17 protein-coding genes are annotated in these 25150 nt (G+C 35.6%); 8 read left to right on the plus strand and 9 right to left on the minus strand.

From position 1 onward, the window contains the following. Positions 1-99: 99 nt before the first annotated feature. The 3 genes from A6M55_RS07925 (at position 100) to A6M55_RS07935 (ending at position 5249) form a co-directional block, all read left to right on the plus strand. Positions 100-1494 (plus strand): DUF3500 domain-containing protein, encoded by a 1395-nt coding sequence (locus A6M55_RS07925; RefSeq protein ID WP_064197155.1) that lies wholly within the window; start codon positions 100-102, stop codon positions 1492-1494. 73 nt (positions 1495-1567) lie between these two features. Continuing rightward, positions 1568-2872, plus strand: coding sequence for a HupE/UreJ family protein (locus A6M55_RS07930; RefSeq protein ID WP_064197156.1), 1305 nt, complete (start codon positions 1568-1570; stop codon positions 2870-2872). 124 nt (positions 2873-2996) lie between these two features. Further along, the gene (locus A6M55_RS07935) at positions 2997-5249 is read left to right on the plus strand and encodes a TonB-dependent receptor (protein ID WP_064197157.1); all 2253 of its coding nucleotides are present in this window, start codon (positions 2997-2999) and stop codon (positions 5247-5249) included. Here A6M55_RS07935 and A6M55_RS07940 read toward each other — a convergent pair. Both A6M55_RS07940 and A6M55_RS07945 read right to left on the minus strand, forming a co-directional pair. Beyond that, positions 5246-5629 carry an STAS/SEC14 domain-containing protein gene (locus A6M55_RS07940; protein ID WP_015027771.1) on the minus strand — a complete coding sequence of 128 codons (384 nt, stop codon included), beginning with the start codon at positions 5627-5629 and terminating at the stop codon, positions 5246-5248. The two genes, A6M55_RS07935 and A6M55_RS07940, sit on opposite strands and share 4 nt — an antisense overlap. A 2-nt stretch (positions 5630-5631) precedes the next feature. Then, positions 5632-6117, minus strand: coding sequence for a GyrI-like domain-containing protein (locus A6M55_RS07945; RefSeq protein WP_064197158.1), 486 nt, complete (start codon positions 6115-6117; stop codon positions 5632-5634). Positions 6118-6391: 274 nt separating this feature from the next. Between A6M55_RS07945 and A6M55_RS07950 the strand changes: the two genes are divergently transcribed. Then, the gene (locus A6M55_RS07950) at positions 6392-11833 is read left to right on the plus strand and encodes an alpha-2-macroglobulin (protein WP_064197159.1); all 5442 of its coding nucleotides are present in this window, start codon (positions 6392-6394) and stop codon (positions 11831-11833) included. Between the two features lie 49 nt (positions 11834-11882). On the opposite strand, the gene A6M55_RS07955 is transcribed toward A6M55_RS07950, so the two are convergent. After that, on the minus strand, positions 11883-13994 hold the full coding sequence (locus A6M55_RS07955) for a 3-coathanger stack domain-containing protein (RefSeq protein WP_064197160.1): 2112 nt from the start codon (positions 13992-13994) through the stop codon (positions 11883-11885). Positions 13995-14362: 368 nt separating this feature from the next. Further along, the gene (gene glmM, locus A6M55_RS07960; RefSeq protein WP_015027767.1) at positions 14363-15766 is read right to left on the minus strand and encodes a phosphoglucosamine mutase; all 1404 of its coding nucleotides are present in this window, start codon (positions 15764-15766) and stop codon (positions 14363-14365) included. 201 nt (positions 15767-15967) lie between these two features. Here glmM and A6M55_RS07965 point away from each other — a divergent pair, with 201 nt between their 5' ends. Next, positions 15968-16564: a DUF4230 domain-containing protein gene (locus A6M55_RS07965; protein ID WP_229235493.1), complete on the plus strand. Its 597-nt coding sequence runs from the start codon at positions 15968-15970 to the stop codon at positions 16562-16564. A 3-nt stretch (positions 16565-16567) separates the two neighbouring features. On the opposite strand, the gene upp is transcribed toward A6M55_RS07965, so the two are convergent. Next, positions 16568-17212 carry a uracil phosphoribosyltransferase gene (gene upp, locus A6M55_RS07970; RefSeq protein WP_015027765.1) on the minus strand — a complete coding sequence of 215 codons (645 nt, stop codon included), beginning with the start codon at positions 17210-17212 and terminating at the stop codon, positions 16568-16570. 43 nt (positions 17213-17255) lie between these two features. Continuing rightward, a complete protein-coding gene (locus tag A6M55_RS07975) occupies positions 17256-19010 on the minus strand; it encodes a capsule assembly Wzi family protein (RefSeq protein ID WP_082892955.1) in 1755 nt (584 codons plus the stop codon). A 163-nt stretch (positions 19011-19173) separates the two neighbouring features. On the opposite strand from A6M55_RS07975, the gene A6M55_RS07980 reads away from it, so the two are divergent. Together A6M55_RS07980 and A6M55_RS07985 are read left to right on the plus strand one after the other, a co-directional pair. Then, positions 19174-20394: a 4-hydroxy-3-methylbut-2-enyl diphosphate reductase gene (locus A6M55_RS07980; protein ID WP_015027763.1), complete on the plus strand. Its 1221-nt coding sequence runs from the start codon at positions 19174-19176 to the stop codon at positions 20392-20394. 129 nt (positions 20395-20523) lie between these two features. After that, positions 20524-20733 (plus strand): hypothetical protein, encoded by a 210-nt coding sequence (locus A6M55_RS07985; RefSeq protein ID WP_015027762.1) that lies wholly within the window; start codon positions 20524-20526, stop codon positions 20731-20733. Between the two features lie 151 nt (positions 20734-20884). Here the strand turns inward: A6M55_RS07985 and A6M55_RS07990 are convergent, their stop codons facing one another. Then, positions 20885-21073: a hypothetical protein gene (locus A6M55_RS07990; protein WP_015027761.1), complete on the minus strand. Its 189-nt coding sequence runs from the start codon at positions 21071-21073 to the stop codon at positions 20885-20887. 184 nt (positions 21074-21257) lie between these two features. Between A6M55_RS07990 and A6M55_RS07995 the strand changes: the two genes are divergently transcribed. Next, the gene (locus tag A6M55_RS07995; protein WP_064197162.1) at positions 21258-21644 is read left to right on the plus strand and encodes a hypothetical protein; all 387 of its coding nucleotides are present in this window, start codon (positions 21258-21260) and stop codon (positions 21642-21644) included. On the opposite strand, the gene A6M55_RS08000 is transcribed toward A6M55_RS07995, so the two are convergent. Together A6M55_RS08000 and A6M55_RS08005 are read right to left on the minus strand one after the other, a co-directional pair. Next, a complete protein-coding gene (locus A6M55_RS08000) occupies positions 21622-22119 on the minus strand; it encodes a DinB family protein (protein WP_064197163.1) in 498 nt (165 codons plus the stop codon). The genes A6M55_RS07995 and A6M55_RS08000 overlap by 23 nt on opposite strands. 40 nt (positions 22120-22159) lie before the next feature. Beyond that, positions 22160-24856, minus strand: coding sequence for a response regulator (locus tag A6M55_RS08005; RefSeq protein ID WP_064197164.1), 2697 nt, complete (start codon positions 24854-24856; stop codon positions 22160-22162). Positions 24857-25150: the final 294 nt, after the last annotated feature.

A 25150-nucleotide genomic window follows, 5' to 3' on the forward strand; every position in this document is an offset into this window, starting at 1 on the left:
TTCCTGTTCACTTCTAAAGCCACCCACCTCACCCAACCAGATTTATTGTTCCTACGTCTAATAGGTTAGTACTAAAGTATTATTAAAACAATAAATCGTATGAAGTTTAAAAACGCAATTTTGAGTCTAACAATTAGTGCTGCAATTATGATTGCAGCTTGTGAGAAAACAGAAGTTACAACCGCTACCACCGCCACAGTCACTGCATTGAGTTGTTCATCTGTTACTTATTCAGGCACTCCATCGGCAGGAGCAGCCTTTACTGGCACGGCCACCATACCCTATACAGGCGGAAATGGAGCTGCTTATTCAGCAGGTACCGCCATTGCTTCAACAGGTGTTACTGGTCTAACAGCTACTCTGGCCGCAGGTACGCTAGCTTCAGGTGCTGGTTCGGTTACTTATGCCATTACAGGTACGCCTCTTACGAGCGGAACAGCCTCGTTTGCAGTTTTAGTAGGTGGGCAATCATGTACTTTGAGTTTAACTGTTTCTGCTACATCAAGCGGTACTGGTACAACTACAACAACTGCTGGATGGTCGATTGAAACAGATATTAATACTATTGTTGCAATGGCAAATGCATTTAAGGCTACACTTTCTTCTACACAAGTGAGTGCTCTTCAAGATACTTACAATAAGGCACATGCCCAAAAGTGGTCAAATTTGCCAGAAGCTCTATACCGTGGCAGGTCTGGTTTGCAATCAAGTACTTTTAGTACCGCTCAATGGACAGCCTTTTACAATCTTTTAAAGTCGGCCACAAGTACTACCGCAAACGAAGGCAATGATGAGTATATTGGTATTTTAGCTGCCGATGATTATTTAAACTCAATAGGAGGAGGTTCGGATTATGGTTCTGGAAATTATTACATTGCCTTCATCGGAACTCCAAGTGCAACTGGCTTGTGGTGTTTACAAATTGGTGGCCATCACGGAACAATTATTTATACTTATAATGGTGGAAAAATGACTGGTGGAACACCTTCTTTCCGCTCAACTGAGCCTTTCCCAAGTTATGTTTGGAAAAACGTTACTTATCAGCCAATTGCTCAGGAGTTAAATGCACTTTCTGCGATGTTGAAAGGTTTAAGTGCTACTGAACTAACTTCGGCCAAGCGTTCTTCAACACAAACAGATTTAATTTTAGGGCCAGCACAAGATAATAAGTTTCCAACTATAAAAACTGGGGTTAAAGTAGGTGATTTAACCCAAGCCAAGAAAGACTTGGTATTGGCTGCAATCAAGACTTATACAGATGATTTGGATGATAAAGCAGCAGCAGCAGTTTATGCAAAGTATAAATCAGAAATTGATAATACGTATATTTCTTATTCGGGTACTACTGACTTAACGACCAAAAATGATTATGTGCTTATTGATGGCCCGAATGTTTGGATTGAGTTTTCGATGCAGGGTGGAATTATTGTGAGAAATGCCAATCATCCTCACTCAGTTTGGAGAGATAGAGCAGGCGATTATGGTGGTAACTAAGCATTGTTAATACTTTTCAAAAGCCACGAATACGTGTAAAATTCAGCGTATTCGTGGTCATTCACAAACAATTATGAAACAGATACGCAAAATAGTTTTTTCTCTGACCTTTTTTCTGATTTTGGCTCAAAACGCAAATGCACACCCAATGCCAAGCACGATGGTTTTGCTGAAAGTTCATGAAAAGAATATATCTGGCGAAATTCAATTACCACTAAATGAGTTACAAGCTGCTATTGGAATGGGAGTAAATGATAATTCAGAAAAATTGGTTGAACGTTTGGGTGATTCGTTAAGAATTTACTTAATGCAGCATATTAGACCACGTACATTCGACTCAAAATCATGGACAGTCACACTCGGAAACATGAGAGTAATTGAAACCAAGAGTCGAATTTCGGGCGATTACAAAGAATTAGTTGTGGAGTTTGCTATGGCTCCCCCACAGCATTATGACCTTCGTAATTTCTATTTTGACTATGACGCCATTGTTCATCAGGTAATTACGCATAAAATTTTGGTTTCATTAAAACAAGATTGGATGCAGGGAATCATTGCCGAAGATAGTACTTTTCAACAAGTTGGTGTAATTGCACTAGATGTACCAAGCGGTAAGATAAAACCCTTTCAAGTTAGCTTACAACAAGGAGGTATTTGGATGGGTTTTAAAAGTATGGTTGTGCTCGGAACAAAGCATATTGCCGAAGGCACAGACCATCTGATGTTTCTTTTAGTATTGCTATTACCTATTCCGTTGATGGTTCAAAATAAAAAATGGGTCTCGCAGCGTTCGATTCGTGAGAGTTTTATACATATTTTGAAAGTTGTAACGGCTTTTACTATCGGACATTCAATTACATTGCTTTTTGGAGCCTTGGGGCTGGTTTTATTGCCAAATAAGCCCATCGAAATTTTGATTGGAATTTCAATTTTAGTTTCTGCCATTCACGCAATTCGTCCAATTTTTCCGAATAAAGAAGCTTATATAGCTATCGGATTTGGCCTTATACATGGCTTAGCATTTGCCAATACCCTCGAAAACTTAGAATTAAATACCTCAAAATTAGTATTGAGCATTTTAGGTTTTAACATTGGTATCGAACTCATGCAACTGATAGTGATTGTGGCAGTAATTCCGTGGTTGCTTCTATTGAGTAGAACTAATCTTTATCATTTTCTTAGAATTGTGGGAGCGTTTTTGGCTATAATTGCTGCTTTAGGTTGGGTGATTGAAAGAATTTTTGAAGAATCAAATGTAATAACCTTAACCATTGAAAAAGCTTCTACTTATGCTGTTTGGTTATTGGGAATTTTAGTGATTGTTTCGGTAGTATCTTATTTTTTCAAGAAAGATTCGGTTGTTTTACAAGAAATATAATAGCGAATTAGAAAACTTTTTCTATGCCCATCATAACAATCCAGATTGTTTTGACAATTAATTTTGCCGAAATATAAATAACGCTGAAAAAGATTTCTGCTGTTTTATATATTCATCAACACTTATGAAAATTCTTAAATCCATTGTTTTACTATTCATCAGCACAACAACTTTTGCCCATCTCGGAAGTATCGTAGGAAAAGTAATTGATGCTCAAACTAAACTACCTATCAAAGGAGCTAATGTAAGTTTAGTAGGGAATAGTCGTGGGGTAATTACTGATGAGTCAGGCTTTTTCCAAATCAATAATCTTTCGGCGGCTCCTTATAAAGTTGAGGTGTCTTTTATGGGTTATGTGGTTCAAAATCAGATAGTTAATGTTAAAGAAGATGAGGCAGTAACGATTGAATTTTTATTGAAAAGTGCTGAGTTTTCTTTGGAAGAGGTAAAGGTTTCGGCAGCAAATCCTCAGCATCAGCAGGTAATTTCTGGTTTGGATATAAAACTCCGCACAATCAATAATTCGCAAGAAGTTTTGAGAATTATTCCAGGTTTGGTGATTGGTCAACACGCAGGTGGGGGTAAAGCTGAACAGATTTTTTTAAGAGGTTTTGATATTGACCACGGCACCGATATTCGACTAACAGCTGATGGTGTACCAATTAACATGGTTTCCCAGGCACACGGTCAAGGCTATGCCGATGCTCATTTTATCATTCCTGAATTAATTGATGGCGTAGATTTTAAGAAAGGTTTATACGATGCCGATAAAGGAAATTTTAGCACCGCAGGTTGGGCAAATTTTCGAACCAAAAAAGTATTAGAACAGAATTTTGCTAAAATAGAGGTAGGCCAATTTAATACTTATCGTTTAGTTGGTGCTGCTAATATTTTACCTAAAAAAGTCCAAGAGCAAAACCAAAATACTTATTTAGCGGGTGAATACAATTATTCGGATGCCTATTTTGATGCTCCGCAAAACTTTAACCGCTTAAATTTGCTAGGCAAATATCACGGTCACATTTCTAAAAATACGAGTCTTACTTTTACGGCTTCTACTTTTTGGAGTAAATGGAATGCTTCAGGACAAATTCCTGACCGTTCCGTTGAGTCTGGACTCATTGGCTTCTTCGGAGCCATTGACCCCAACGAAGGTGGAAAAACGAGTCGTACCAATGCCAATGCAGAATTCCTGACGCTCACCAAACGTAATCATGTGTGGAAAAACCAAATTTTCTACTCAAACTACAATTTTGAGCTTTTTTCAAACTTTACTTTTTTCTTAGAAGACCCAATCAATGGAGACCAAATCAAGCAGGCGGAAGGACGAAATCTTTGGGGGTATAATAGTAATTATTCAATTGCACATGGTTTGAGAAGCAAGCAAGCTACATTAAATATTGGAGTTAATTACCGACAAGACCTCACGCAAAATTCGGAGCTTTCGCATACAAAAAACAGAACCGAAATACTTGAACGCCTAAAATTAGGCAATGTAAATGAAGCAAATGCGGGGATGTATATCGACGAAACAATCCAACTTAGCACGAAACTTTCATTGACAGCCGGTTTTCGTTTTGATTATTTTAATAACCAATATCTTGATAAATTACAAAATAATACAACTTTCAAAGCTCATGAATCAATAGCATCTCCTAAGCTAAACTTGTATTATACTAAGAATAATCATTTGCAGTTTTACTTAAATTTCGGAAAAGGATTTCATTCAAATGATACCCGTGCGGTAGTTGAAAAAAGTGGTTTAGAAATTCTACCAGCTGCTTATGGCTCTGATTTAGGTACAATCTGGAAACCTTTTCCAAAAATGGTTATCAATGCTGCTTATTGGTATTTATGGATGAATCAAGAGTTTGTTTATGTAGGCGATGCAGGTGTAGTTGAACCATCTGGGCAATCAAAAAGAAGCGGTTTTGATTTGTCAATGCGTTATCAGCTTAGTAAAAACTTGTTTTTTGATGCGGATATTAATTATGCTAAGCCAAGAGCCATTGGAGAAACGGAAGGACAAAATTACTTGCCATTGGCCGTAAAATTAACAAGTATTGGAGGTTTTACACTCAAGAGCAATAAAGGTTTTAGTGGTAGTTTACGTTATCGTTATGTTGGTGACCGCCCAGCTAACGAAGATAACAGTATCGTGGCAAAAGGCTATTTTGTTAGTGATGCATTATTGAATTATACAAAGAACCGCTATTCGATTGGACTTTCGGTGCAAAATATCTTTAATACAAAATGGAAGGAAACACAATTTGCCACGGAAAGCCGTTTATTGAACGAAATTTCTCCAGTTAATGAAATACATTTTACGCCCGGAACACCATTTAATGCTAAGTTGAGTTTTAGTGTGAGTTTTTAAAGGAATTGTTCCAGCCATTCAAGGGCTTTTTGTTCATCAGTAAATGACTTCATTGGAATAGGTGGACTTTGAAACTTGAATAAAATTCGCATAATCAACTGAGAAAGTCCGGGCTTTGAAACCATAGCCATTGCTTTGTAGATGTGAGGTAGTTGCTCAGTAGAAAACTGCCGAGTTGCTTTATCAGGAACAGGGGAGTCTGAAAGAAAAATCAATAGCGGAACAGGCTTATTGTTAGTGATTTGCTTTACTAAAGACACATTTCGGCCAATATTCTCAACTGTTCGCAAGATACTTTTTGAATATGAATAAAGAATACCTGTTTCGTCAAAATAATAATCTGCTATTTCTCCTTCGATAAGCGGTGTACGTTTTTGCATAACTATATACGCGGTTTAATGGGTATCCAAATTTCTTCTTCTGAATCAGGGCTTTCGTTTCTATATTTTTCGCCTAAAAGTTCAAAATGTTCTCGGTCGTCAATGCTATATTCAGAATTTGGTAACCATTCTCCAAAAATGTATTGAAAAGTTCGCTGAAATTCCGAAGATGAACCTTTATGCAAGAAAACAGCGTATAAACCACCGATTAGTGTGTAACTTTCCATCTCTTCGGGGACTTCTTCGAAAGTGCTCACTTCTATTGCCGCCCATTTGATAAAAGTATGATTAGGATTAAAAGTCTGAAAATCAAAAATACCATTATAAATCTGCATAGAATAGAGTTCGGCACCTACTTTATTTTTAATTTCTTTCCTTCTCGGCATAAAACTACGCCATAACTCAGCAGTACGATTATTTATATAACTCATTTCGAGCTTTTTACCTATTAGCTTTCTACTATTGAGCGTCCTTATATCTGGATTCATGCAGTTAAAATTGATTTTTCTGAAAAATTACAAAATACTTTAAAGAATGATTACAAGTACGAATAAAATTTTACTCATTTCGTTACAAATGCTTCTAATTTAAGTCAAATAAATAAAATTGTATTATACAAAGAAATCATTATCCTTTACTGTATATTTATGCAGTTGTAATTGTTCAAAAATTACCATTAAAAATATTTTGATAATCCGCTACAATTTCACGAAATTCCGTCGTTAATAACCCGAAAAACCTATTTCTAAACTTCGTAAACACATGGACTCTCCCCTCGTTTGCCCCAAAGTCAATTACTTTTGGCGTTTTAGTTTAATTGTTTTAATTATTACCTCTCTTTTTACTAGCTGTTCAAAACTTAATGATGTAGGTGTCAGTGCTAGAAATTTCGATGATGAGATTCAACTTACTCAAAATTTGGTCTTTACTTTTGATAAAGATTTGGTATCTGAAAATGATTTAGATTCTTGGCAAGCCATCGAATACATTCGAATCGAACCCAAAGTAGAAGGGGTTTTCAAATGGTCGGCAAAAAACGAATTAGTCTTTTCACCATCGAATGGCTTTAAAGGAGCAACCAATTATAAAGCCGTGCTTACAAACGCACTTCTAAGTAATTCTCCAATCCAAAAGTATAAGGTTAGCAACGAAACTTTCGAATTTCATACACCTTATCTAAAACCAGAAAAACTCGAAACTTACTGGGCAAAGGGAGCCGACAATAAGCCAGTGGCAAAGGCAAAAATTGATTTTAATTACCCTGTCCAAGAAACTGATGTAACGAACCTCCTCAAAGTTCAACTTGAAAATACAGATTCAAAATTTAACCTAAATAGCACCCCAAATGATTCAAAATTGGTTTTAGCTTTAGATAATGCTCCCTCTTTAAAAGATGAGTCTTCGCTAAAAACAATCATTGAAAAAGGCGTAAAAGCTGCGGGAAGTGCAGGTACAACCCAAGAAAAAGTAGAATTAGATGGCGTTTTACCTTCACCTTATGTAGTAAAAGTAGTAGATGTAGAAACTGGTTTTGAGAAAAATCAAGGTTTTGTGAAAGTAATTACTACACAACAAATTGCAGCGGATAATTTAAAAGATGCTTTTAGTATTGAGCCAGCCGTAGAAACGCAAACCGAAGTGATAGAAAATGGCTTTATCATTAAAGGTTACTTTAGTGCATCAGAGGCGTATGTTCTAACAATTAAAGATAACCTTCGTGGTACATTGGGTGCAAAATTAGATGCGGAGTTTTCTAAAGATTTATTTTTTGGTGAAATGCCCGCAAATGTAGAATTCACCAGTAAGAAAAGCTTATATCTTTCATCAAAAGGGAGTAGAAATGTGGGTATTCGTATCACGAATATTCCGAAAGTTAAGCTTAAAATTTCAAAAATTTACGAAAATAACCTACTGTCATTTGTAAGAAATAATCGTTACGAAAATTATGATTATGATGGGGAAGAAAGTACGGTGAATGGCTTCAATTACGGTACTGATGACCAAGGAATTTATAGCGATGTCATTGTTGAGCGTACTATTGAAACGGGGAATTTATCAAAAGTTCATGGGGTTTCGGTACTCAATATGCCAATGCCCGACCAAACCAAACTTCGAGGAGTTTATTTGGTCAATGTGAACTCAAATGATGAATACTATCAAAATGCCACGAAACTTGTTTCGGTTTCTGATATTGGAATTATAGCCAAAAAATCAGCCGATGGTAATGATTTAATGGTTTTTGTGAATTCAATTGTTGATGCTGAACCCATGAATGAGGTAGAAATAAAGCTGATTTCAAGCAATAATCAGGTAATGGATACCCAGCGTACGAACGGTAAAGGCATAGTGATTTTTGATAAACTTCTCGAAAAAGCACCGAATTTTAAATTAGCAATGGTTACTGCTCGTACAGAAGATGATTTTAACTATATGCTACTCGAAGATACACAAGTAGAAACTTCACGTTTTGAAGTAGAAGGTAAGCGTGCAAATTCAACCGGTTTGGACGCCTTTGTGTATGGAGACCGTGATATTTATCGCCCAGGTGAAGAAATTCATTTCAATACGGTGGTTCGTGATGCCAAATGGGCTTCCGCCGAAGAAATTCCACTAAAAATTCGTTTGGTTTTGCCTAATGGACGAGAGTTTAAATCTTTCTTGAAAAATACTAATGGACAAGGAGCAGTAGAAACTTCAATTCCACTAGACCGTGCTGCTGTAACTGGTACTTATACCATCGAGATTTTGAATGGAAATAATGTTTTACTTACTTCAAAAGCTATTAGTGTAGAAGAATTTATGCCAGATAGAATCAAAGTTGATTTATCGGCTAAAGATAAATTCAAAACTGGCGAAACTGTTCAGATGCTTGCTACTGCCACTAATTTGTTTGGGCCGCCGGCATCGAATCGTAATTATGAAATGGATTTTAGCCTTAAACGTAAGGCATTCAATGCAAAGGGTTTTGAAGATTACTCTTTTGAAATTGAGAATGATACCAAATTTGAGCACGATGTGCGTCAGGGGGTAACAGATGATGATGGTCAAGCGAAACAAGCATTTCAGTTGCCATCAACCTACCAAGATATGGGCGTGCTCGAAGGTAAAGTATATGTAACTGTTTTTGATGAAACTGGCCGGCCATTAAATCGGGTTAAAAGCTTTGATGTCTTTACCCAAGAAACTTTCTATGGTATTGCATTGCCCGACTACTATGTGGGAACACACGTACCGATGACAATTCCATTGGCAGCTTTATCGACTGATGGTAAGCCTAAAGCTGCTAACGCCGCAGTAAATATCTATCGAATAGAGTATCAAACACTTGTTGAGAAAAAAGATGGAGTAATTCGATATAATTCCAAGCGTCAAGAGAAATTAGTTCAGACTAAAGAGGTAAACTTTGCTGCTGGGAAATCGGCTATTAAATTTATTCCACAAGTTTCAGGAGAATATGAAATTCGAATTGCTCAAGCTGGAGCGAAAAGCTATGCCGCTCGACAGTTTTATGCTTATGGCTATGGAAGTACCTCTAGCAGTGCTTTTGAAGTGAGTAATGAAGGGCAGGTTCTAATGGAATTTGACAAAGAAAAATATGAAGTAGGGGATAAAGCAAAGGTATTATTGAAAACACCTTTTGCTGGGAAAATGCTCGTAACTCTCGAAAGAGGAAAAGTTTTGGAGCATTTTTATGTTGAAACTGATAAAAAATCCGCCGAAATAGACCTCAAGGTTACGGAAGATATGCTTCCAAATGTTTATGTAACAGCTACACTCATTCGCCCGATGAAGAGTGGAGATATGCCACTCACGGTTGCACATGGTTTTGCACCAATGAAGGTTGAAAAAGCCGATAATCAATTACCAATTGAAATAGTGGCAGCGAAGGAATCTCGTTCAAAACGTAAACAGAAAGTACGAATAAAAACTAAAGCTAATACCGAACTAACAATAGCCGTAGTAGATGAAGGTATATTGCAGATTAAGAATTTCCGGACACCAGATATTCATGGTTATTTCTACCAAAAACAAGCTTTAGAAGTAACTAGCCATGACTTGTATCAATTCTTATTCCCCGAATTATCATTAGCGAGTAGTAGTATTGGTGGTGATGGTTATAATTTAGAAAAACGTGTAAATCCACTCAGTAATGGACGCACGAAATTAGTAGCAGTTTGGTCTGGAATCATAAAAACAGGCATGGGAGGGGAAGCCGAATTTGAATTTGAGATTCCACAGTTTTCTGGAGATTTACGCATCATGGCCGTAGCTTACAAAGATGATGCTTTTGGTTCGGCTAATACTAATATGAAAGTAAAAGACCCGATTGTCATTAGCACGGGTGCTCCAAGATTCTTAAGTCCGAATGATGAAGTAGTTGTTCCAGTAACTGTAAGGAATACCACGAAAACTGCCACAACTGCTAGTGTTTCTATAAATCTGACTGGTGGGTTAGCTTTACAAACGGCTAATAGTCAATCAATTAGTATTCCTGCGGGTAAAGAAGTACGTACAATGTTTACAGTTAAAGCACCTACCACAATCGGTACTGGAAGTATTGCGGTGGTTGTGAATGGCTTTAAAGAGAAATTTTCAGAAAAAATAGACCTAACCATTCGTCCTTCAACTTCATTGTTGAAAAGTTCAATGTCAGGAATTGTTTTGGCTGGAAAAACAGAATCTGTCAATCTAAACAATGATTATATGGCAGGTACTGCTCAAGCAAGTTTGTTGGTTAGTCGCTCTCCGATGGTTCAGTTTGCTAAGCAACTGGATTATCTATTGGGTTACCCACATGGTTGTGTCGAACAAACTGTATCGAAGGCCTTTCCACAACTATATTTTGCCGATTTTACAAAAATTATTGCTAAAAATTCTCGTTCGATTAAGGTTACTGGTGAAAATGATTGGAATCCACAGTTTAATGTACAGGCGGCTATTCGTAAAGTTGAAGGCATGCAATTGGCCAATGGTGCCGTAAGTTATTGGCAAGGAGGTGATTTTGAAAGTTGGTGGGGTACTGCTTTTGCAGCTCATTTCTTGCTAGAAGCTAAGAAGGCAGATTATGAAGTGAATGAAGGAGTCTTGAATAAAATGCTCGATTACCTTACGATGAAAACTTCCATGCAAGACCTAACCGAAATAGATTATTTGTATAATGAAACAGGTACTTGGACAAGCAGAACCATTGCTCGACACGAGATGATTTATTCGCTTTATACATTGGCAATGGCGGGTAAAGCCAATCAACCAGTGATGAATTACTATAAATCAAATAGTAATTTACTTACCACTGATGAGCGTTATATGTTGGCTGCAACTTTTGCCCAAATTTCTGATGAAGGAGGCTTTAAACAGCTTTTACCAAAAGATTATGCCATTGAGAATACCCAAAAACAGACAGGTGGTAGTTTTGCTTCACCGATTAGAAATTTGGCCATTTCGTTGAATAGTTTAGTAGAATCTGACCCCGATAACTTAGAGATTCCGAAATTAGCTCGTATACTTTCACAGGCTATTAAAACAAGTCCTTATCTATCAACACAGGAATCAGTATTCAGTTTCTTGGCTTTAGGTAAAATTGCTCGTAAAAATGGAGAATCGAACGTAACAGCTTCGTTGATTGCTGATAATAAATCATTAGCAAGTTTTACAGGTAATGATTTGAATCTGCAGAAAGGAATTGCTGGAAAGGTGATTAATATTTCAGCTAAAGGTAAAGGTGGTCTCTACTATTTTGCCCAACAAGAAGGCCTCAGTGCAACGGGTAGCTATGTAGAAGAAGACAATTTCTTGAAGGTACGTCGCCAGTTCTTAAATCGAAATGGAGAGCCTATTAATGGAGCTTTGAAGCAAAATCAATTGGTGGTAGTTAAAGTAAGCGTAAGTAGTACTGTAGGAACGCCAGTTGAAAATGTGGTCGTAACGGATATGTTACCAGCAGCCTTTGAAATTGAAAACCCACGTTTGAATGAAGACCGAAATATGACTTGGATAAAAAATGCTTCCACTCCGCAGCATTTTGATATCCGTGATGATAGGATTAATTTCTATACCACTGCCGATGCCACCGAAAAAACCTTCTATTACTTAGTTAGAGTCGTATCTCGTGGTAAGTTTGTTCTTGGCCCAGTTTCAGCCGATGCCATGTATAATGGCGATTATCGTAGTTACAGTGGTGGTGGGAATGTAGTGGTAGATTAATCTCATAAAAAAAATCCCCTAATAAATAGGGGATTTTTTTATATAATTTTTATCGTTTAGCTCTAAACTCAACTCTCGTCGAACCATGGCATGGTCTTTCTCCATTAGGTAATGGGGCAGGTTGTGCTTGAATATGAGCAGGAAAATCAAGAATTTTACCAATTAATGTATTCCCAGACTTTGAGACCACTTCAATATTTTCATTGAACCAAGATAAATCTTGCGTTGGGAGTAAGGTTCCAGTCCAAGTAGCAGTAAAAACATCGCCTTTGTTGTAATATTCTTTATCGAGAATCACATCACGCTCATTTTCAGGGCAGTCGATTGGAGCGTTATCGTGCTCACATGTACTTGTATAGCTTTGGTATTCAAAATCGCCATAACCGGGTTTAGAGACTTTAACTAAAAAATAAGCATTTCCATTATTAGGCAGATTATTTTTTGTGATGAGTGTATTTCCGCTAAAACTAAACTCAATTTTGGGGTCGAGATTTTCAACCGAAATCGAATATTCCTGTAAGTTTGTATTAGGCGTAAATGGCATGAATTTAAACTTCATTCCTCCTTCACGACACTCATTGTTTACCTTTATTTGAATCGGATTAATATTGAGAGAATTAGCTTGTTTACAACCATCAAGATTAAATTCTACCACATCTCCGTATTCAGAATTAAAATCTGGTAAAATATCAATGCTCTTGCTTGCACCATAACGAATATTAGATTTATTTGAAATCCTATCAGAAGTCGTAATCGTTTCTGACGCAATTATATCAGTATTTACCGCTATTAAGTCTCTATTCGTAGTAATATTATTTTCGCAACTATAGTTAATTTTGAGTAACCAAATATCTCTATTGTTTTGTGAACTAAAATGATTACCTGATACATCACCATCATTTGATTGAGTTGTGCCAATACAGACATAGGCCCCATCATTAGTTTCTAAAAGACCGTTTCCTTCATCATCGGCTGAGCCTCCTAAGGTTTTTGACCAAAGGAAATCAAAATTGCTAGTAACTTTCATAATGAATACATCATAAGCACCATTGTTATTGCTTGCAATTCTATTTCGGTCTTTAATATCGCCATTATTAGATTTAGTTGAACCTCCAATTGCGAAATTTCCATCACGAGTAGCCAGTAGTTCGTTTAAAATATCACGTCCTGAACCTCCAAATACTTTCTTATTTTGTATATCACCGTTTGTATTTAGTTTCATCAACCAAATATTTTCTTCGTAGTTATACGGGAAAATATCACTTTTATCGAATTGGAAATCATTATCGAAGGAATTTGAGATTAATCCAACTATGATATCTCCATTGGGTTGGGCTAAAACCCTATGAGGTTCATCTTTTTGAGAACCACCGAAGGTTTTCTTCCAAATTACGTCCAAAGATTCATTAATTTTGACCACTAAAACATCTTTTCCTCCTTTATTAGGGCCTAAATCAGCATCATTTGACGTACTTGTACCAACAATTATATAATGACCATCATTACTTTTTTTCATATCAAAAGCAACTTCGTCTCCACTACCTCCGATACACTTCTTTGAAACTAATCCACCGTTTGAATCAAGTTTAAGCAACCATAAATCTTGATTAAAACCATTGGTGTTTTTCCCAGAACCACTTATATCACCATTACCTGAACCTGTGTAAGATAATATTATACAACCCCCATCATTACTTGGAAGAACTTTTAATGGTACATCTTCTCCATCTCCACCAAAAGTTTTGAACCAAACCATCTTACCATCAGCATCAAGCTTTGTTACTAATACATCAACATTACCTTTATTTGGTGCTGAGACAACATTTAGTGCATTGGTATTATTGAATCTTAGACTTGAATAGTTATTTATCTTTGCTACTAATATAAAACTTCCATCTTGATTAGGTAGAATATCCTGAGCTCTGAAACCAGTATAGGCGGAATTGTCAGAAATAGTTGTTTCCCAAATTAAACTTCCTGTTGGATTCATTTTAGATGCCCATACCATTTCTAGCCCATTTAGGCTTCGCTTACCAATAGAAGTGAAGTTTCCATCAGGCGTTGGAATAACTTTTAACCCTTCATCTCCGTTATAATCATTCCATCCATAACATTTCTGCCATTCAAGGTTAGTTGGGAAGCCTTGACTGTACACGTGCATACTACTACCTATAAGCAATAAGATAGGTATGAAAAAACTAAAATTTCTTTTTTTCCTAAACATATGATTTAAATAAGGGTATGACTGTAGAGAACAATCATTTATAAATAGCGAACAGTAGGCAACTAATGACCTAACAAATTCAGTGCCAAAACTATTTACAAGGATAAAGTACTCAGAGGGAAATAGGTATAAAGAGAGGAAAACATTAGAATAATTCAGGGAAAACAGGAAAATATATAAGTAAATTTACTCAAAATGAGTATTTTATTAGTAAGGAGTTTAAAGCCGAACTTTCATTCGCCTTTAAACTCTTTTATAGTGTAGCAGTCTAAAATAAAAACAATTAATGTAAACAAAATTGAGAATTAAAGCGAGATTAATTCTTTAATATCTTGAATAATTTTATCAGCAAGATTGGATGCTGTGGTTTCAAACTCTGACTCCGCGTAAATTCTGATAATAGGCTCTGTATTTGATTTACGTAAATGCACCCATTCTTTCTCAAAATTAATTTTTATACCATCTTCTACATTTATAGGATAACGCTCATATTTGCTCTTTATTTCATCTAAAATGCCATCAACGTTTAAATCAGGGGTAAGTTCGACTTTCTTTTTGGCAATATGGTAATTCGGATAAGTGTTACGTAAGAAACCAATAGGCTTGTTAAACTTCGCTAAATGGCTTAAAAATAAGGCAATACCTACCAAAGCATCTCGACCATAATGGAACTCAGGGTAAATGATGCCCCCATTTCCTTCTCCTCCAATTATCGCACCTACTTCTTTCATTTTGGTTACCACATTTACTTCTCCTACTGCGGCAGAATGATAGGTGCCACCCGCTTTTTGGGTTACATCTTTCAGTGCAAGGGTTGAAGATAAGTTTGAAACTGTGGTTAAGCCTTCTTTAATGTTTGCATTTTGTAGAATATAATCGGCTACGGCCACTAAAGTATATTCTTCACCAAATGGTTCTCCATCTTCATTGATAAACGCAAGGCGGTCAACATCTGGGTCTACAACTATTCCTAAATCATAATTTCCTTTATGTAATTCACTTGAAATCTCTCTTAGATTTTCGGGTAGAGGTTCAGGATTATGAGCAAATACGCCCGTTGGTTCGCAATTAATTTTCTTAATTTCTTTTACACCTAAAGCTTCTAGCAACATCGGAACCGCTATCCCACCAGAAGAGTTGACTGCATCAACACAAATCTTGAAATTGGCCTTGGCAATCGCGTCTTTATTGACCATTGGTAAAGCCAAAATCAACTCGATATGTTTTTTTAGATAGGTATCGTTTGTTTCAACTTTTCCCAAACTTTTCACATCGGCATATTCTGCACTATCATTTTCTGCAATGGCTAGGAGTTCTTCGCCGTCAGAGCCTGAAATAAATTCTCCTTTATCATTGAGTAATTTGAGAGCATTCCACTGAATAGGGTTATGACTTGCCGTAAGAATAATTCCACCTAAGGCATTTTCAAGAGGAACAGCAATTTCAACGGTTGGTGTTGTAGATAGGCCAAGGTCAATAACATGAAATCCCATGCCGACAAGGGTTGCTGAAACCAAATCAGACACCATTTTTCCTGATAAACGGGCGTCTCGTCCAATTACAACGCGTAGTGGTTTTTCGGCATTTTTATTTTTTAGCCAAGAACCATAAGCAGCGGTAAATTTCACGACATCTAAGGGGGTCAACGAATCACCACTTTTTCCACCAATAGTCCCTCGAATACCTGAGATTGATTTAATAAGCGTCACTGTAAATAGAGTTTTTGGTTATGTATTTTAGAGCAACAAAGATATGAAAAACATCGGAACTTTGTGGTTATAAAACGTATGTCTCTCGAAAAAACTATTAATTTATAATCATTTTTATTGAAGTTTAATTACTACACATTACTAATTTGTATTTTTACAAACATTTTAATAAATATTAGAATAAAAGAAATGCAGATATTGATGAGATATATACGTGTTTTATTAATCATTGGAATTATTGTCTTTTCAATTTTTTTATGGGAGAAATTTAAAAACATAAATCCTTTTGCGGTAAAAGATATACAAACAACCAATAATATGGTGTTGAAGGAAATGTCTGTGCTAGGCAAGCTAGAATTAGCTAATTTTGCCTTTAGAGATATTGTAGAACAAGAATTAGTTAGAGAATACCTTCCTAATCCTAAAGCCATTTTGATTGTACAGGGTGAAGCGATTGGGTGTATTGATTTGACCAAAATTAAGCCTGATGATATCGCAACTAATGGCGATACGCTTATCGTTCATTTGCCAGACCCAGAGCTTTGTAGCTATAAAATTGACCATAATAAATCAAAAATTTACGATACTGAGTATGCTTTTATGAATGAGCAGTCATTAATGAATGAAGCTTACTCAAGAGCCGAAAGTAAGATTAAAGAATCGGCTCTTGAGATGGGAATATTAGACCAAACTAAGAAAAATGCAGAGTTGGTTTTGAAGCCATTACTCGAAAATATTTCAGGTAAAAAAGTAGTACTACAATATCGCATGAAAGCCACATTAAGCAGACCGAAATAACGTTTATACTTTTCCCCCAAACGCTAAATCACCAGCATCTCCTAGACCCGGAACAATATAAGATTTTGAGTTCATTTCGTCGTCAACATCACCTACCCATAAACGACACTGTGGTAATCGGGCTTGAATAAAACGCACACCACGTTGGCTAGCTATTGCCGAAACAATATGAGTTTTAGCCGGAATCCCATAACGAAGCATTGCATGATATGCTTTTTCGATTGATTTTCCAGTTGCTAGCATGGGGTCACTGATAATCAATACTTTATCATGAATGTCAGGACTCGTAATGTAATCCATTTCAATTTCAAAAGCTTCTTTATCATCATGTTTACCTCGATAAGCCCCGATAAAGGCATTTTCAGCTTTATCGAAATAATTCAATAATCCTTGATGTAAGGGCAAACCCGCACGGAGAATCGTAACCAATACCACTTCCTGTGAAAGTTTATAAGTTTTTTTTACTCCTAATTGCGTTGATACCTCTGTTTTCTGAAAGCTTAATGTTTTAGAGATTTCGTAGGCAAAAATCTCTCCCAAACGTTCTAAATTTCGTCGAAAACGCATCGAATCTAGTTGAATTTGTTGGTCTCTCAATTCTGATAAGAAGTGATTGGCTACGGAGTTGTTTTCGGTTAAAACAAACATGATAATAAGTGGAGAAATATATTTTTGAAAATGGCGATAAAACTCAAAATAATAGTTGTCGCTGGTAGGTGTTCCAACGCAAACCTAGTGAAAAAATCATATTTTTTTTATCATTTATATCTCCTGCTAGATTGATATTTCTATTTTGTACCCTTAAATCTGCAAATAAATTATGTGCAATCATGTAGGAAGTAGAAAATTGAAAAAATCGAGTATTGACAAGGGAGCCCTGTCCAATCGTATTCCCAAAATCATATGGTCGTGCAACCATATAGCTTCGTAAAATATCACCGCCCCAATTAATTATGTTTGAATCTTTGCCTTGTTTACTAAGCATAGATGTAAAATTAAAATTCAACCTTTCAATTGGCTGATAGCGTGCTACTAATAGAAATTCTTTAAAATTAGCACCTAAAGGATGAGCCAATGGCAAATTATAGTTTACATAATTACTGTAAGTCGAATAATGACTATACATATATGGGCGAGCTAAGTTATATTCTGCTTGTAGGTCTAGGTTCTTTACTCCTAAAACATCAATGTATTTGGCTCCAATTTGAGTAGCGTATTTTTTAGCCCACCAACCATTTTTTTCGAAATATTTTATATTAAACTCGTCTAAGACAAATTGCCCATAAATCGAAAATTGGCGTTTGAAGTTATATTTAAAATTTGCCCCCGCAATAGAGTTATCCGTACTTCCTAGATGCCCTTCAACGAATCGCAGAAAAATAATTGGATTAAGATAATTAATATCAAAACCAACTTGTCGTTTCCCGAAAACAATGCTTTCAAAAAAACCTAGATTGAGGTTTTTTGTGATATTAATACTTAGATGATGAAGCGAAAAATATTTAGGCGGTAGTATATCGGTATTATCGACTGCTACAGGAATCTGTTTATTAATCATTTGTGCAAACAAATTCATGTACTGAAAGCGTCCGACATTCGTGAGAATCTTTAGATGCAGGTAAGGAGCTGAAAAATCTGAAAGAATCATCGAACGAATACCAGAGCCGATAAAGTTTTTATCATGCCCGAATTGAAGTTGCACACTTTTTAGGGCTTGGAAAGTAATATAACCTCTTGCTGAAAAGAAATCTGCCAAATATCTACTTGAATCTGCATTGGGAACTTTGGTAAAGCCCTCATAAGGATTTGCTTTAAATGAACGGTTATATTCCCTTACATATTCAGGGTATAATATTTGATTTTCAGTAAACATCGAATAAAATCCCAGTTTTTTATTCAATGTACCACGGATTTCAATGCCACGTGTATTAGTGTAGGGCGTATCTTTAGTTTGATTATCTTTGCTGGCTCCAAATTGAAAAATTGGACTAATATGAAAATCGGTTTCTTTATCATGAAAACTGTAAAAGTCAGATTTTTTATGAAAGAAATGTTTCCAAAGTGTTTTCTTGCTATTGCTTTGAGGTAGCTGTTCTTCATTCAACCATTCCCAGCTATCATTTTGAAGGTATTTTAAATTAAATAAGTCTATTTTTGAAAGCTTTACTATTTCATCATTGACTAAATCTGAACTTAGTTTAACTAAATCTTTTCTCCTCACAGGTTTGATATTTGAGTGGAGATTTAGCAAACTCCCACTTTTAATTTCATATCGTTCGATGAGATTATTAAAATCTTCGTTAAGTGGAGTGAAGGTACTTTGGGCAAAATTTGCTGTGAAGTCAAAGAAAATTAAGATTAGGGTAATGTATATAGCATTTGGCAGGTGGTTAGTAGTGAGCTTATCCGCTTGAAGTTTTAGGTATTTTATAAAACACAATCCCATTAAAATATGTTATTTTAGATAAATAGCGTATTTAAGAAAGCCGCCAATTGGCGTTTATTTGTGCGAAAATACAGATAATTCCTCATTATATATAAATCATCTGTTAGTTTTGTAAATAATTAGCTGATAGTTTTCGCTGTATGGTCATTTATCATCGATTAATATGAAATCATTCGTTATTCCAGAAATTTATAAAAGTAATATCATCGGCAAAATCAAAGAAGCTCGTCGGAGTAAAGATAAGTTAAAAAAAGATTTTACGCCTACGGTGCTAGATTTTGGCACTATTAAGTTTTTAATAGCCCGCCATTTTGGTTTTTGTTATGGTGTAGAGAATGCCGTTGAGATTGCTTACAAAACTATCAGAGAAAATCCTGATAAAAGAATTTTCTTTCTGAGTGAAATGATTCATAATCCTGATGTTAATGCAGATTTACTTTCTCAAGGCGTTAAGTTTTTGATGGATACCAAGGGAAATCAACTGATTGATTGGAGTGAGCTTAAACCCGAAGATGCGGTAGTAGTGCCAGCTTTTGGAACAACCATTGAAATTCAGCAGCAACTGACTTCTTTAGGAATTGACCCTTACAAATATGATACAACATGCCCTTTTGTAGAGAAAGTTTGGAATAGAGCTGGGCAAATTGGCGAACGTGGCTACAGCATTGTAGTTCATGGAAAACCTAAGCACGAAGAAACTCGTGCGACGTTTTCGCATAGTAAGCAAAATGCCCCGACTGTGGTGGTTAATGATATGAAAGAAGCCGAGAAATTGGCTAAATATATTACACGAGAGTTGCCCAAAGAACAATTTTATGAAGATTTTGCTGGACAATACTCTGAAGGCTTTGACCCCGAAAAGGACTTAGACCGCATTGGTGTTGTGAATCAAACTACCATGTTGGCTTCGGATACACAGAGTATTGCCGATTTCTTGAAACAAGTAATTACAAAGTATCACAACGCCCAGCCAAATGAAGTAGAAAGATATTTTGCCAATACTCGTGATACACTTTGTTATGCTACCAATGATAACCAAGAAGCTACTTATGCTTTGCTTGAAAATCAGGCTGATTTAGCTGTTGTTGTAGGCGGATATAATAGTTCAAACACTTCTCACTTAGTTGAGCTTTGCGAAGAAAAATTACCCACCTATTTTATTCAATCCCATGAGAGTATTTTAGATAAAAACCTAGTAAAACGCTATAATTTACATAAAAAACAAGAAATAACGGATGATTTCCTTCCTGAAAAACCACAGCTTACAGTTATGCTTACCTGCGGAGCCTCTTGCCCAGACGCAGTTATGGAAGCAGTTTTATTGAAGATTTTATCTTTTTTTAACACAGAAAAAGAAATAGACGAACTCCTATTAACGTTATAAGGAATATAGTAGGGGAGAAAGATTTAATGATAAATACTTAAAAAATACTTTGTTAAGTACAAAAAAATATTGTTAAATTTACATACTTTTCCTCTATTACCATCTGTTCATTAAAAAAATAGGAGTTCTATGAAGATGATTGAGTATGTTAAACTGATTTTAGAAAAAGTCAGTTTTGAGAAGGAACTGTTTGAAAAAGAATTAAAAAAAGGTTTAAAACAATTATCCCTAAAAGAAATCAAAGAATTGCGAAAGTGGTGTTATGAGCGTTTTGGGAGTGTTTATCGAGGAATTCTGAATCGGACGTTCCGTAAAGTACAAATAAGTATAAGTGTTTAAATAAAAAAGCCCTTAGATTGAAAAATCTAAGGGCTTTTTGTTTGGGAGGCCTAGTTTTGAAGCAAAATAAAGCAGAGTGAAATTCTCTCTGCTGATTCTTTGATTACTAACCTAAACAAAACTATATGATAAATTTTTAATTCTTAAATAATTAAGCGGCGATTGATAAATTTTCGCCGATAGCATCGTCGAAAACTTCATCGAAATCATCGCTTTCAAAGGCATCACCGTAGAAATCCTCATCGGTATCCTCATACAAACGTTCTTCACTGAGGCCGTTTGTGATCCTCACTGTATATCTCCAGTGAGCTTGGCTTAGTCTGAAACTTCCTTTTTTCATTCTTCATTTATTTTACGCCACAAAGGTCGTTTGAATATTTAAACTAAATATTGTGCCAATGTTAAGAAATTGAGAAGAAATCTGATACAAGAAATAGAAGAACTTTCAAAATTTATGGTTTCTTAATATTCAGATAAATTCTATCTAACATTAGTCAACTTATTTTGTATAAAAAACAAAGTCAATGCACTTTTCGGTTCCATCTCGCCAAAATCATTTACAAAATACTGTTTCATTAGCGGTTTTTATGCTTATCATCTGTTACTATGCTTTCAATGGTACTCCGAGCGATACCTTTGAAGAAAGAGACGTACTTATATCTAGCGAACAAAGTAATCAAGTTTATTTCGAGCAAAGCATAAGTAGATTGCGGGCTGCCATTCTGATGGATGCCGATGAGGTAGAAATTAAAGGCTTGATGTATGCAGTAGAAAATTCACTTGGAAAAATAGTAGGAGCGAAGAAAGCAAAAAAAGCAGTAGAACAAATACAAGCCCAATGGCAAGTAGCTGATAGAAAGACCACTATATCTTTGATAAATGCTTTACCTACTTTACTAACTTCGCAGTAACTAGCAACTGGCCTAAGTGGCGGGTTGTGTGTTCGGCTGCATGAAAGAGTAAGCCAATTTGTGTGGAAGGTATTCTTGCACGCCCAACATAACGAATTTCTGTGAGTGATTCTTGGTTGGTCTTTTTAATTTGATTAATTGCTTTTTCTACTTGTATATCAAGTGCATCTAAAAGTCCTTGTACTGTAATAGATTGATTTTCAACACCTTCGGCTTTTAACTGGTCTAACTGTTGTTCATTTAACATTTCTCCACGGGCATACGTAAGCAGCCGGTCTAATACGCCAGTAATATGCTGTAAATGAAATGCCACCGAGGCTACTCCTTCGGGTCTTTGCCAAAGTAAATGATTGGCAAAGTGAGCAAGTGACTCATGCAACTCTTCTTGTGCTTGTAATAATGTATGTACGATAGGCTGTAATAAAGGTGGCACATCGGGAAGAGGGCCTCTAAGCCAAACTTCTAGCTTCGACATTTGCTTCGATTACAGTTTAACGCTAAGATTTAAAATAATTTTATTTTATGTAGGCTTGCATGCTATTAAGCGTACGCTGTACACTGGCTTTGAAAATTGGAAATTCAGCGTTAATATCTGCACTGATTATTCCATTTTTTGCGTTTTGCTCAGTCTTTTCTAGAAACTTAACCTCTTTGGACATTCCAAACATACCTAATGATGATTTCATGTGGTGAGCGACTGCTTTAACACCATCGACCTCTTTTTCAAGTATTTTTTGTTCAAGCTGCTCTACGTCTGTAGGTACACCTTGCATAAATAATGAAATCATTTCTTTAATAAACTCAGTATTTCCCCCACCGATTGACTCAAGATATGATAAATCGAGTACATGATCTTCAGGTGTATTATTGATTGATTCCTCAGGGGTGTTATTGGTTGATTCTTCTGGTGTTTGGGTTGCCATTTTTTCTTTAAATTCGGAGTTTTCTACTACTGACTGAATTTTCTCTAATAATTCATGCTGTTTGAAAGGTTTTGCTAAATAACCGTTCATACCAATATCAAAGCATTTTTGTTGTTCTCCGACCAAAGAATGGGCGGTCATTGCAATGATTGGGATATTAGAATTTAAAACATTACGAATGTAAATAGTTGCTTGATAACCATCCATTATTGGCATCTGCAAATCCATCAAAATCAGCTGATATTTATTTTGGGCTAATGCCTCAATGGCTTCTTGCCCATTATTGGCAATATCTACACTGAAACCAAAATTATGTAATACATTTTTAGCTAGAATCTGATTCAGCTGGTTATCCTCGCATAGTAAAATTGAAAGCGAACTAATAGATTGTGCTTTTAAGGTAGTGTCTTTAATATTATCGACAGTGCTCGAGTCTACCTTTTGGAATGTAACTATAAAGTAAAACTCAGAGCCTTCCCCTAATTTACTTTCAACAAACAGTTTCCCTTTTTGTAAAGAAACTAATTGTTTAACAATATTTAAACCTAAACCAGAGCCGCCAAATCGACGTGTTGTACTGGCTTCTGCTTGAGTAAATCTATCAAAAATGCTATTTAACTTTTCTTGAGGAATACCAATACCCGTATCTTTAACAGAGAACTGTAAAGTAATGCTATCGTTATTTTCATTAACTTTTTTGACAGAAATGGTTACTTTTCCATCTTTGGTAAACTTGATGGCATTACCCGCTAAATTTACTAAAATTTGATTGATTCTACCTTTATCACCAAGTATATATTCTGGAAGGTCATCGGCCAGAGATAAAGAAAAATCAATATTATTTTGTGCGGCTTTGATTTTAAGTAAACTATAAACGTGATTTAAGGTATCAGTAATATTAAACGGATAAGTCTCAATTACTAATTGACCTGATTCTATTTTAGATAAATCAAGAATATCATTAATGATTAGTAGTAAATTATCGCCTGCAACTTGTATGTGATTGATGTACTCGTGTTGAGAGGCATCAAGTTTACTCTGCGACAATAATTCAGTAAAACCAATAATTGCATTGAGGGGAGTCCTGATTTCATGACTCATATTAGCTAAGAAGCTATCTTTAGCATGAACAGCCATTTCGGCATCGTTTTTGGCTTTAATTAGTTCTTCTTTTGCTTGTTTCTTTTCGGTATAATCTTCAGCAACTCCAAGATAACCAATAATTTCTCCTTCGTTATTCTTAATACATGTAACGCTTAGATTAATAGGAATACGCTTACCCTCTTTGGTGATATATGTCCATTCATTAACATCAACCTTATTTTCTAGTCGTGCTTTCATGACAAAGGTATCAAATCCAGGAGAAACCATTTTGCCGAACTCTAATGATAAGGCTAATGAACGCTCTCTTACTTCTTCTGGATCATGGAAAAACTCTGGTGTTTTTCCAACAGTTTCGTCATTTGTATATCCAATGAGGTCTAATCCTGCTTTATTAATTCTGCGGATAATACCATTTGTATCAGTAAAGATAACAGCAAATGAAACCCCATTAAAAATTGCATTTTGTGTAGAAATTAGGGTTAATATTTCAGCGTCTTTCCTTTTCTTTTCTGTTACATCTATGAAGTCGGTATTAATTTTGATATTTTCAATTCTAGAATCATCTAAACTAGAACTTGCACTTACCTCAACCCAATATGATTTTTTTATGGTTTCATTATTGGCTTGAAGGCTTTGGTAGTCGTTAGAAATAGTATTAGATAAATTATCAATTACTGAATTTAGTTGTTGTTTAATGGAGTAATCAATAGTTCTACTACTAATAGGAGGCTTCGAGTTTTGATTATTTAAGGCTAATATTGCGTAGATGTTCGAAGCAAATGTGATTAATGACTTTTTTTCTTGGTCATTTAACGACTTTGGCATGAAATCAGCAATGAACAAAGTACCAATCAATCCATGAATTGATTTTAGCTGAATACCAGCATAAAATTTAAAATCAGGATTGGCCAGTGCTGCCGCTGTATCTTTGAAATCTTGATTATTGGATATATCAGATATTTCGAATACACCATCATGAGTAATGGTGTATTGACAAAATGAATTGCTAATAGGATATGAGTTTTCAGTCAAGCCAATTTTTGACTTGAGCCACTGAATGTTATTGTCAATAAAAGAAACCCCAGCAATGGGTGTCTGAAAATATTGTGCAACTAACTCAACAGCGTTATCTAAAGCAAAATTATCCACCCAATCAAATGTACTTAAATTGTTCGTAATAGGCATAAGTTTTTCTCTCTTAATCCTAGGAGTCTCAAGTATAGGTCTATTCATCTATCAGGAAAAGTGGAAGTTAATACATACCCTGATAGAATAAATCGTACCATTAACATTCACACGTTTAGTTGTTTTGACTATTAAAGAAGCAAAAATCACACCAATAAAGGCGTATCAAATTCAATAATCAATTGCCACTTCAAACGTACCGTTCGATAAGTAGCTTTATGGGACTTTTATAGCGTGAAATGCCTTTTTTTTAATTAAAATTTTTTATTAATTGTATTAAAAAAAAGTAAACTT

It is taken from the genome of Emticicia sp. MM, from assembly GCF_001649495.1.

Coding starts and splice junctions, on each gene's coding strand:
- A6M55_RS07980 (WP_015027763.1), top strand. CDS start 19,174: ATGAAATCATTCGTTATTCCAGAAATTTATAAAAGTAATATCATCGGC.
- A6M55_RS07995 (WP_064197162.1), top strand. CDS start 21,258: ATGCACTTTTCGGTTCCATCTCGCCAAAATCATTTACAAAATACTGTT.
- A6M55_RS07930 (WP_064197156.1), top strand. CDS start 1,568: ATGAAACAGATACGCAAAATAGTTTTTTCTCTGACCTTTTTTCTGATT.
- A6M55_RS08005 (WP_064197164.1), bottom strand. CDS start 24,856: ATGCCTATTACGAACAATTTAAGTACATTTGATTGGGTGGATAATTTT.
- A6M55_RS07955 (WP_064197160.1), bottom strand. CDS start 13,994: ATGCACGTGTACAGTCAAGGCTTCCCAACTAACCTTGAATGGCAGAAA.
- A6M55_RS07975 (WP_082892955.1), bottom strand. CDS start 19,010: ATGGGATTGTGTTTTATAAAATACCTAAAACTTCAAGCGGATAAGCTC.
- A6M55_RS07925 (WP_064197155.1), top strand. CDS start 100: ATGAAGTTTAAAAACGCAATTTTGAGTCTAACAATTAGTGCTGCAATT.
- A6M55_RS07985 (WP_015027762.1), top strand. CDS start 20,524: ATGAAGATGATTGAGTATGTTAAACTGATTTTAGAAAAAGTCAGTTTT.
- A6M55_RS08000 (WP_064197163.1), bottom strand. CDS start 22,119: ATGTCGAAGCTAGAAGTTTGGCTTAGAGGCCCTCTTCCCGATGTGCCA.
- A6M55_RS07940 (WP_015027771.1), bottom strand. CDS start 5,629: ATGCAAAAACGTACACCGCTTATCGAAGGAGAAATAGCAGATTATTAT.
- A6M55_RS07990 (WP_015027761.1), bottom strand. CDS start 21,073: ATGAAAAAAGGAAGTTTCAGACTAAGCCAAGCTCACTGGAGATATACA.
- A6M55_RS07965 (WP_229235493.1), top strand. CDS start 15,968: ATGAGATATATACGTGTTTTATTAATCATTGGAATTATTGTCTTTTCA.
- A6M55_RS07945 (WP_064197158.1), bottom strand. CDS start 6,117: ATGAATCCAGATATAAGGACGCTCAATAGTAGAAAGCTAATAGGTAAA.
- A6M55_RS07950 (WP_064197159.1), top strand. CDS start 6,392: ATGGACTCTCCCCTCGTTTGCCCCAAAGTCAATTACTTTTGGCGTTTT.
- upp (WP_015027765.1), bottom strand. CDS start 17,212: ATGTTTGTTTTAACCGAAAACAACTCCGTAGCCAATCACTTCTTATCA.
- A6M55_RS07935 (WP_064197157.1), top strand. CDS start 2,997: ATGAAAATTCTTAAATCCATTGTTTTACTATTCATCAGCACAACAACT.